Annotated in this window: 11 protein-coding genes; 1 reads left to right on the top strand and 10 read right to left on the bottom strand. The window is 71.6% G+C overall.

Annotated features, from left to right (window positions below; genetic code table 11):
• The 9 genes from VKH46_06900 to VKH46_06860 form a co-directional block, all read right to left on the bottom strand.
• The coding region (locus VKH46_06900; GenBank protein ID HKB70558.1) for a class I tRNA ligase family protein at positions 1-548 on the bottom strand (548 nt) is incomplete at its 3' end.
• Positions 548-1225, bottom strand: a complete 678-nt coding sequence (gene radC / locus VKH46_06895; GenBank protein HKB70557.1) for a DNA repair protein RadC — start codon at positions 1223-1225, stop codon at positions 548-550. The genes VKH46_06900 and radC, both read right to left, overlap by 1 nt.
• Positions 1222-2355, bottom strand: coding sequence for a glycosyltransferase (locus VKH46_06890; protein HKB70556.1), 1134 nt, complete (start codon positions 2353-2355; stop codon positions 1222-1224). Before VKH46_06890 ends, radC begins: the two co-directional genes overlap by 4 nt.
• A complete protein-coding gene (locus tag VKH46_06885) occupies positions 2352-2510 on the bottom strand; it encodes a hypothetical protein (GenBank protein HKB70555.1) in 159 nt (52 codons plus the stop codon). The genes VKH46_06890 and VKH46_06885 overlap by 4 nt, the downstream gene beginning before the upstream one ends.
• 108 nt (positions 2511-2618) lie before the next feature.
• Entirely contained in the window at positions 2619-3644 is a 1026-nt protein-coding gene (locus VKH46_06880) for an alcohol dehydrogenase catalytic domain-containing protein (protein ID HKB70554.1), read from the bottom strand.
• A 68-nt stretch (positions 3645-3712) separates the two neighbouring features.
• Positions 3713-5266, bottom strand: a complete 1554-nt coding sequence (locus VKH46_06875) for a hypothetical protein (GenBank protein HKB70553.1) — start codon at positions 5264-5266, stop codon at positions 3713-3715.
• On the bottom strand, positions 5263-6153 hold the full coding sequence (locus VKH46_06870) for a polyprenyl synthetase family protein (GenBank protein ID HKB70552.1): 891 nt from the start codon (positions 6151-6153) through the stop codon (positions 5263-5265). Before VKH46_06870 ends, VKH46_06875 begins: the two co-directional genes overlap by 4 nt.
• Positions 6150-6491, bottom strand: coding sequence for an STAS domain-containing protein (locus VKH46_06865; GenBank protein ID HKB70551.1), 342 nt, complete (start codon positions 6489-6491; stop codon positions 6150-6152). The genes VKH46_06870 and VKH46_06865 overlap by 4 nt, the downstream gene beginning before the upstream one ends.
• Positions 6492-6505: 14 nt before the next feature.
• Positions 6506-6943, bottom strand: coding sequence for an ATP-binding protein (locus VKH46_06860; GenBank protein ID HKB70550.1), 438 nt, complete (start codon positions 6941-6943; stop codon positions 6506-6508).
• 45 nt (positions 6944-6988) lie between these two features.
• On the opposite strand from VKH46_06860, the gene VKH46_06855 reads away from it, so the two are divergent.
• Complete coding sequence (locus VKH46_06855) at positions 6989-8155, top strand: hypothetical protein (protein HKB70549.1); 1167 nt, start codon at positions 6989-6991, stop codon at positions 8153-8155.
• A gap of 21 nt (positions 8156-8176) precedes the next feature.
• Here VKH46_06855 and VKH46_06850 read toward each other — a convergent pair.
• On the bottom strand, positions 8177-8768 hold a 592-nt coding region (locus VKH46_06850; protein HKB70548.1), incomplete at its 5' end, for a CPBP family intramembrane glutamic endopeptidase.

Genomic DNA, 8768 nt, shown 5'->3' with positions numbered 1-8768 from the left:
ACGAAGCCCGGATGCGCCCGGTAGAAGTCGAGGAGCGGCTGCTGGTACCGGGAGAGCCGGAAGAAGACGTTCTCCTCCGACTGCCACGCGCACGGCGTCCCGTGGTCGGGGCAGAGATTGCCGGGGAGGAGCTCCTTCTCGGTGTAGTACGCCTCGCAGGCCGTGCAGTACCACCCTTCGTGGCGCGCGGTGTAGAGATCGCCCGCAGCGTCGAACCGCCGGATGAGCTCGACCACCCCGCGCGCGTGGCGCTCCTCGGTCGTCCGGATGAAGTCGTCGTGCGTGATCGACAGCGTCTTCCACCAGTCGTGGTAGCGGGCGACGACGCGGTCGGCGAGCGCCTTCGGGGCGATCCCCTGCGCCGCCGCGGCGCGCTCGATCTTCTGCCCGTGCTCGTCGGTGCCGGTGTGGAAGCGGACGTCGTCCCCGCGCGCCCGCCGATAGCGCGCGATCGTGTCGGCGACCATCGTCGTGTAGAGGTGCCCGATGTGCGGCAGGTCGTTGACGTAGTAGATCGGCGTCGTCACGTAGAAGGTCTTCTTCGCCATCAGAGGAGCCCCCGCTCCCGGAGCGACACCCACCCGCCGCGGCCGACGACGACGTGGTCGAGAAGGCGCACGCCGACGAGGTCGGCCGCCTGGCGGAGCCGGCGCGTGAAGTCGACGTCCTCCGGCGACGGCGCCGCGTCGCCGGAGGGATGGTTGTGGTACAGGATCATCGCCGCGGCTTCCTCGAGGAGCGCCTGCTTCAGGATCTCGCGCGGCTCGACGACGGCCCGGTCGATCGTCCCGAGGTAGCACTCGCGGTCCTTGACGAGCCGGTGCTTCGCGTCGAGGAGCAGCACCCCGGTCGATTCCTGCGTGCGGCGGCCGTAGAGCCGCGACAGGTATTCGCCGACCCGCTCCGGGCTCGAGAACTTCTCGCGGGAAAGCGCCTCGTTCCCCATTCGCGCCGCGAGCTCGATCGCCGCCTTGAGCGTCACCGCCTGCACGCGGCCGAGGCGCAGCCGGACGAGCTGCGCCGGCGACAGCGTCGACAGCCGGCCGAGCCCTCCGGCCTCCTTGAGCACCGCCTGGGCGAGCGCGACCGCGCTCTCGCCGCGCCGGCCGCTCCGCAGGAGGATCGCGAGGAGCTCGTGATGGGCGAGCGCCTCCGGCCCGAGGCGGTCGAGCCGCTCCCGCGGCCGCTCCTCTTCCGGAAGGTCGCGCAGCATCGACGGGCTCACGCGGCGGCCTCTCGGGCGTCGGCTCCGGCGAGGTCCCGGTAGAGCGACTCGATCCGGTCGACGCGGACCTTCGACGAGAACCCGGCCTCGACCCGCTCCCGTCCGCCCCGCGCGCGCCGCGCCGCCTCCGCGGGATTCGCCGCCACGCGCACGATCGCCTCGGCCGCCGCGGCGGGGTCCTTCACCGGGACGAGGAGACCCGATTCGCCGTCCACGACGAGCTCGGGATTGCCTCCCGCGGCCGTCGCGATCACGGGTTTGCCGAGCGCCATCGCCTCCCGGATCGTCCCCGTCACCCCGAGCCCCTCGTACGAGAGATCGACCGCGAGATCGGCCGCCATCAGCACCTTCGGCATGTCGTAGCGGAAGCCGACCGGCAGGACCGCGTCGCCGACGCCGCGCTCCGCGGCGTACGCGGCGACCTCCGCCTTCTGCTCCTCGTTCTTGCACGCGACGATCGCCGTCCTGATGTTCGGCACGCGCGGGCGCGCGAGCGCCGTCGCCTCGACGAGGTGCTTCCATCCCTTCCATTCGCGCGCGCCCACCTGGACGACCAGGAAGTCGCCGTCGGCCACGCCCCACTCGCGCCGCACCTCGCGCCGGTCGAGCTTTTCGGGATCGAAGACGTCGAGGTCGACGCCGGCGTAGATCACGCGAACCAGCTCGGGACGGAGCCGGCCGGACGCGACGATGACCTTCTTGATGTCCTCGCAGACCGTCACGACCGCGCCGAGCCGCACGTGGAACTTCGTGCGGTTGAACGCGTCGAGCGGGAACGACACGCCGCGGTTGACGACGATCGCCGGGCGGCAGCGCCCGAGGAACGTCGCGGCGAGCGCCACCGAGTGCGCGATCCCCTTGTGGGCGTGCACGACGTCGACGGCGCGTTCCCGGTACACCCGCGCGAGCTTCGCCGCCGACGCGAGGTCGAATTCGTTGCGCATCGGGAGCGCGACGAAGTCGACGCCCGCGGCCGCGCAGCGCTCGCGGATCTGCCCGTCGCCGCGCGAGACGACCGCGACGCGGTGGCCGCGGCGATGGAGGTTTTCGGCGAGCTGGAACATCTGGACGACCGACCCCGTGTTGAAGTGCCCTTTCTCGAGGATCTGGAGGATCGAGAGCGGCCTCACGCGGCCCTCCCGAAGAACGCGCGCACCGGGCGCGCGACGAGGTCCCGGGCGGCGTCGGCGAGCTCGCCGCCCATCGGGAGCGACAGGATCCGCCCCTGCGTCCCGGCGGGTCCTTCCCGCCGAATTTTGCAGGAACTCGCCCCGACGAAAAACATCCGACGGGTACGCCGTGTCGCCGACCGCGCTGAGATCGAAGACGCCGCTTCGAACCGGCCCATCGTCGACATTCGCTCGCCTCGCCGGGTGCTCATGAATGATCCGGGCTACGGAACGAGGACGATCTTGCCGAATTGGCGCCCGGACTCCATTCGGGCGTACGCGGCGGCGGCGTCGTCGAAGGGATGCACGGAGTCGATCCGGGGCTTGAGCCGCCCCGAGAAGACGGCGGCGGCGGCCGCGCGGAACTCGCGGTCGTTGGCCATCGTCGAGCCGAGGATCGAGAGCTGTTTCCAGAATATCAATCGCAACTCTTCCCTGGGATTGGGCCCGGAAGTGGCGCCGCAGGTCACGACGCGCCCCCCCTTGGCCGCCGCCCGCAACGATATCATCCAGGTCGCGTCCCCGACGCAGTCGACGACGACGTCGCACCCTCTCCTCCCCGTCGCTTCCGACACCCGCCGCGCCACGTCGTCGCGCGAGCTCCAGCCCTGCGAGGCCCCCGCGCCGCGGGCCGCCGAGAGCTTCGATTCCTCCGACGACGTGACGAAGACCTCCGCGCCGCACAGGCGCGCGATCTCGAGCGCGGCCCATCCGACGCCGCCGCCGACGCCGTGGATCAGCACGGTCTCTCCGGCCCGCACCGCCGCGCGGCCGACGACCATCCTCCAGGCGGTCTGGTAGACGAGCGGGAAGGATGCCGCCTCCTCGAACGGCATCGCGTCGGGAAACCGGAAGACGTTCCGAGCGGGGACGACGGCGAGCTCGGCGAACGTGCCGGGCGCATGCTCTCCGACGAGCTTGAACTTGACGCAAAGACTCTGCTCGCCGGCGAGACAGAATTCGCAGATTCCGCAATGCAGGCCCGGCTGGACGAGCACCCGTTCGCCCAAAGCGAACCCCTCGACGCCGGCGCCGATCGCGTCGACCGTTCCGGCGCCGTCGGCTCCCGGGATCTGCGGGAGCGGAACCCGGACGTTCTCGAGGCCGTTCCGGACGAAGATGTCGAGGTGATTGAGCGCCGCCGCGCGGATCCGGATCCGCACCTCTCCCGGTCCCGGCTCCGGATCGGGCCTCTCGCCGATCTTCAGGACCTCGGGACCGCCGTGGCCTTCGAAATAGATCGCTTTCATCGCGCCTCCCCTTCGCCGCTCGCCGGACGCGCGGCGCCGAATGGCCGCCGGCCGGTCGGCCAACTATCTCATTGGAGATAGCCGAGAGACTTGAGCTTCTCGAGGTATTCGCGTCCCGTCTCCGTCGGCTCGGCCCCCCGCCCGGGCGACCGGCGGTCGCCGTAGGTCGCGACGGTCTCCCCCTCGAGCGCGCCCTTCCGGAAGAGGGCGAACCGCGGCGTGCCTGCGAGGTCCCGCGCCGCGGGGATCCCCAGCCGCGCGATCGCCGTCGGAGCGACGTCCTCGGCGCGGCCCGCGCCGCCCGCGACGGCGGCGGGGTCGACGAGCGCCCATCCGCCGGTCGTTCCCGACCGGCCGCCGTCGGCGACCAGCCAGAGGACCTCGCCGCCCGAGCGCGCCCGGGCGGCTCGCTCCGCCACGAACTCGCGCGCGGCGCGGGAGAGGGGCCCGCGGTCGATGTCGGAGCCGGGCAGATACACCGTCGCGAGACGGGGGCGGGTCTCCCGCTCCAGACGGCGAAACGCCGCGATGGCCTGCGCATCGTCCTCGGCACCGTTGCGCGCGCGAAGCGCGATCTCGCGGTTCTCGACGATCGCCGCCCCGGGCACGTTCTCCGACGCCCACCAGTTCACCGAGACCGTCGGAACGCCCGTCCGCGCCGCAATCTCCCAGAACGTCCACGCGCGGCGCTGGGCGCCGGAGACCGGCAGCCGGCCCGTCGCTCCCGCCCACCGCAGCGGCCCACGGAAAAGCCAGGCGGTCCCCGCGGGAGGAGTGAGCGCGGCCGCGCCGAAGAGCGAGATCCGCTCGAAGGCCGCCACACCGTGGCGGGAAGGAGGAACGCCCGTCGCGATCGTCGTCCAGATCTCCGGCGGCGTGGCCGGCGCCCGGCGCCAGCGCACGAGCGGCGCGTCCGGAGCCAGGAGGGCGAGCGTTTCCGGAGAGACGCCGTCCAACGCGACGACGACGAGCTCGATCGGACGGGGGGCGATCGTCAGCGCCGGGAACCGGGCCGGCGGCTCGCGGCGCACCGCCCAGACGGAGGCGAGCGCCAGGAGCGCCGCCAGCGCGGCGGCCGAGCCGCGTCGCCACGAGAATCGCTCGGGAAGCGCGACGTGGCGGCGCAGCGCCAGCGAGAGCGAGGTTGCCCGGACGGCGCGCGCGAAGTAGAACGCGGCGACGGCGACGGCGGCGAGCGAGAGCCACGGGTGGCCGCCCGGCGACGCCGGAAGCGAGCGGACCCCCGCCGTGAAGAGCCCGAAGACGAGGAGGGCCGCCGCCGCCGCGGCCAACAGCGCGGACCGCGCCGGCCGCGACGGCGCCCGGCGAAGCCGCGACAGGACGAGCGCCGCGCCGCCGGCCGCGGCGGCGAGCGGCGCCTCGCAGAGGACAAGCGCGCCCGCCGCGGCGAAGACGCCGGGCCCCGGGGCAACGGCCCCTCGGGCCGAGAGCGCCGCCGCCGAGGCGACGGCGCACGCGGCCGCGCCCGCGGCGGCCGAAGGGACGATCGCTCCCCACGCGCGCGGGGCGTTGAAGATGGCGCGCTCGATCCCGGCGTCGAGATATCCCTGCGCGCGAAGCCGGGCGCGCACCTCCTCGAGCGGCGGCGGGGCATCGATCACGCGCGCCGATCCCGGAGCAGATAGGCGAGGTCGGCGAGCGGGCGCGCCTTCGGACCGAGCGGCTCGACGGACCGCGCGGCCGCCTCCGTGAGCTCTCCCGCGATCGCGACGGCGGTCTCGCGGCCGAGGATCTTCGCGAAGTTCGCCCGGTGCCCTTCCCCGTGCGCCTTCTTCCCCGTGCGCGCGGCGGCGTCGGGGGTTTCGAGGAGGTCGTCGACGATCTGGAAGGCGAGGCCGAGGTTCTTCGCGTACCGCGTGATCGCGGCCGTGCCCGCCTCGGACGCCCGCGCGGCGATGGCGCCTCCCCGCGCCGCCGCCACGAAGAGCTCTCCCGTCTTCAACTGGTGGATCCGCTCGAGCTCCTCGAGCGTGGCGCGCGCGGGATCGGCGGCCAGGTCCGCGAACTGTCCCCGGCAGCAGCCCGGCTCCCCGGCCGCCCGCGCGAGCTCGGCGACGAGCTTCGCGCGCAGGCGCTCGGGCAGGCCGTCGCTCGACCCGAGGAGCTCGAACGCGCGGTTGATCAGGGCGACCGCGGCGAGAATCGCGGTCGATTCCCCGAACTCGAGGTGGAGCGCCGGACGCCCGCGGCGGAGCGTCGCGTCGTCCATCGAGGGGAGATCGTCGAACACGAGCGAGGCGGCGTGGACGGCCTCGATCGCGGCGCCCAGGTCGATCAGCGGTCCCGTCTCGCCGCGGAACAGGGCGCCCGAAGCGATCGCGACGAGCGCGCGGATCCTCTTCCCCGGCGAGAGGAGCGCGGCCCGCATCGCGGCCGAGAGCCGTGACGCGTCGGCCGGGACGATCGCGGTGAGCCGCTCCTCCAGCGGCCCGAGATGGCGTTCGGAAAAAGTCGCGAAGGAGCCGTCAGGTTCCCGGCGAGCCGTCAACTTCCAAAGCTGGCGACGGCTTCCGGTTCGTTCTCGTAGACGTCGAAGACCGTGATGAGCTGCGTGACGGTGAGCACGTCCTGGATCTTCGGCGGAAGATGGAGCAGCCGCATCCGGCCTCCCTTGTTCGTCACGGTCGTGTAGCAGCCGACGAGCTCGCCGATCCCGGAGGAGTCGATGGACGTGACCTCGTTCATGTTGACGAGGATGTCCTTCCTCCCGGCGTCGAGGAGCTTCGTGATCGTGTCGCGAAGCTGGATGTCGCCCGAGCCGATCGTGATCTTCCCCTTCAGATCGATGATGGATACGTTGCCGGTATCGCGGACGGTCGCCTTCATGGCTCGATCTCCTCCTATTCTGGCTTCTCGGCCAGGAGCTTCTTCTCCAGCACGACCTGCGTGCCCCCGAGCGAGAAATCGTATCGCACATCGTCCATGAACGTTTTCATGTAGAAAATGCCGCGGCCCGACGTCTTCAGCCGGTTCTCCGGCGCGAGCGGGTCGGCGACCTGATCGGGGCGGAAGCCGGGGCCCTCGTCGGCGATCTTCATCCGGAACACGTCCCCATCGACCTGCATCGTCAGCGCGACCCGTTTCTCGGCGTTCCCCTGGTTGCCGTGCTTGATGGCGTTGGCGATCCCCTCCCGGAGCGCCATGGAGATCGCGTGGGTGGTGTCGGCGGAAAGCTTCCAGGGGCGCAGCACGTAGTCGCACACGAACTGCGCGAGCTCGATGTTGTCGAACGAGCTCGCAATCGAGAGCGTCACCGGGGCCACGCGGTTTTTCGTCACGGCAAAATCGCGGGAAAGATATCCGATATGCGAGAATGCAGCAAGATGGGAGCCCGCCTCGGACGGATCGCGATCGTCATCGGAGCCGTCCTCTTCGGGGGGGGCGCCGCGGCCCCACCGACCGTGGCCGACCGCATCGCGGAGGCGCGCCGGAGCGTCGAATCGATCCGCGGGCGCGCGTTCCGGCGCCCCGTACCATCGGAGGAGGTCGGGCCGGCGAAGCTCCGCGCCCTGCTCGCGCAAAAACTCGCGGAGGGGCTCGTCGTCGCGCCGGACGACTACTTCCGGTCGCTCGCCGCGGTCGGTGCGATCTCCGAAAGCGACCTTCCGGGCCTCCTCGACCGGCTCCTCGACTTCTACGGCGGAGAGGTCCTCGCCTTCTACGACCCGGTCGCGGGGGAATTCTTCCTCTCGTCGGCGGGCCGGGACAAGCTGGGAGGCTTCGGCGGGATGGAGGAGACGCTCGTTTTCACCCACGAGCTGACGCACGCCCTGCAGGACCAGTATCTCTCGCTCGACCGGCGGCTCCGGGCGCTGAAGAGCAACGGCGACGCGGCGCTCGCGATCGACGCGCTGCTCGAGGGGGAGGCGACCGAGGTCATGATCGAGAGCGCCGTGAAGGACCTTCCGGGCGGCGACGAGGGGGTGGAGGCGATGCTCGCGCCTCTGCTGACGTCCTCGCTCGCCGACCTCGATCCGGACGCGGCCAAGGTCCCGGCGTTCTTCTCCGAGCAGCTCCTCTTCCCGTACAGCGACGGGACCGCCTACGTCCGGCAGGCGAAAAAGCGCGGCGGCTGGAAAGCCATCGACGCGCTCTGGGAATCGCCGCCGGCGACGTCCGCCGAAATCCTGCATCCCGGCTCCTCCCGCCCGACGCCCACCGGCCCGCTCCTCGGCGACGGCGCGGTGACGCCCCCCGCCGGAGGCGCCTTCCTCTATTCCGACACCCTGGGCGAATGGACGCTGCGGTTCCTCTTCCGGAAGGGGAAGGTCGAAGGCGCAGACGGCGCGGCCGCCGGATGGCGCGCGGACCGGTTCCTGTTCTTCAAGTCCCGCGGCCGCGTCGCGTACGCCGGACGCCTGCGCGCGTCGGACGCGGCGGCGGCGCGGGTCCTGCTCGATGCGTGGAAGAGGTCGTCCCCGGGAGCGGCCGGCTCCGTCGAAGGAACGGACGTGAGCGTCTGGTCCGGTTTCGACAGGGCGCCCCTGTAGGAGGGGAAGGACGGGCCCGGGCTACCCCACGAATTTCAGCGCGAGCGGAATCAGCACGAAGAGCTCGAACGCGTCGAAGGCGCCGTGCGCCACGACCCCCGGCAGCGCGTTGTGGTAGAGCTCGAAAGTGAGCGCGAGCACCGATGCGAGGATGAAGATCCCGACGAGCATCAGGGGCTGGCCGTAAACGCCGTGCGCGAGCGTGAAGAAGAGCGTGGCGCCGACCGCGCCGATCCTCGGCTGCAGAAACGAACGGAAGAACGCCTCCTCGAAGATCATCGCCGAAACGACGATGGCGATCTTGAAGCCGACCGGGAGGGCCACGATCCACGGGATCACGGGCGAAATGCGCGGCGGCGGGGCCGCCGGGCCGAAGATCGACACGATCCACTGGATCGCCAGCATGCCGCAGAGCGAGATCCCCCACGCGAATGCGGCGATGGGAAACCCGGCGAGCAGCAGCCGGATGGGTCGGTCGGACCGGATCTTCAGGAAGTCGGCGATCGGCGGACGTCCCGACAGGGCGTACCAGGACGCCAGGAAGAGCAGGAAGACGGCGTGGAGGGCGAACGCGGACAGCGGCGAGAGGTTTTTGGGCTCCGCGGGACGTCCC

Source organism: Thermoanaerobaculia bacterium, from assembly GCA_035260525.1.
In the GTDB taxonomy this organism is placed as follows: domain Bacteria; phylum Acidobacteriota; class Thermoanaerobaculia; order UBA5066; family DATFVB01; genus DATFVB01.
The sequence above is the reverse complement of the archived record's forward strand: the minus strand, read 5'-3'. Positions and strand labels throughout refer to the sequence as shown.

Coding starts and splice junctions, on each gene's coding strand:
- VKH46_06885 (HKB70555.1), bottom strand. CDS start 2,510: ATGTTTTTCGTCGGGGCGAGTTCCTGCAAAATTCGGCGGGAAGGACCC.
- VKH46_06880 (HKB70554.1), bottom strand. CDS start 3,644: ATGAAAGCGATCTATTTCGAAGGCCACGGCGGTCCCGAGGTCCTGAAG.
- VKH46_06865 (HKB70551.1), bottom strand. CDS start 6,491: ATGAAGGCGACCGTCCGCGATACCGGCAACGTATCCATCATCGATCTG.
- VKH46_06855 (HKB70549.1), top strand. CDS start 6,989: ATGGGAGCCCGCCTCGGACGGATCGCGATCGTCATCGGAGCCGTCCTC.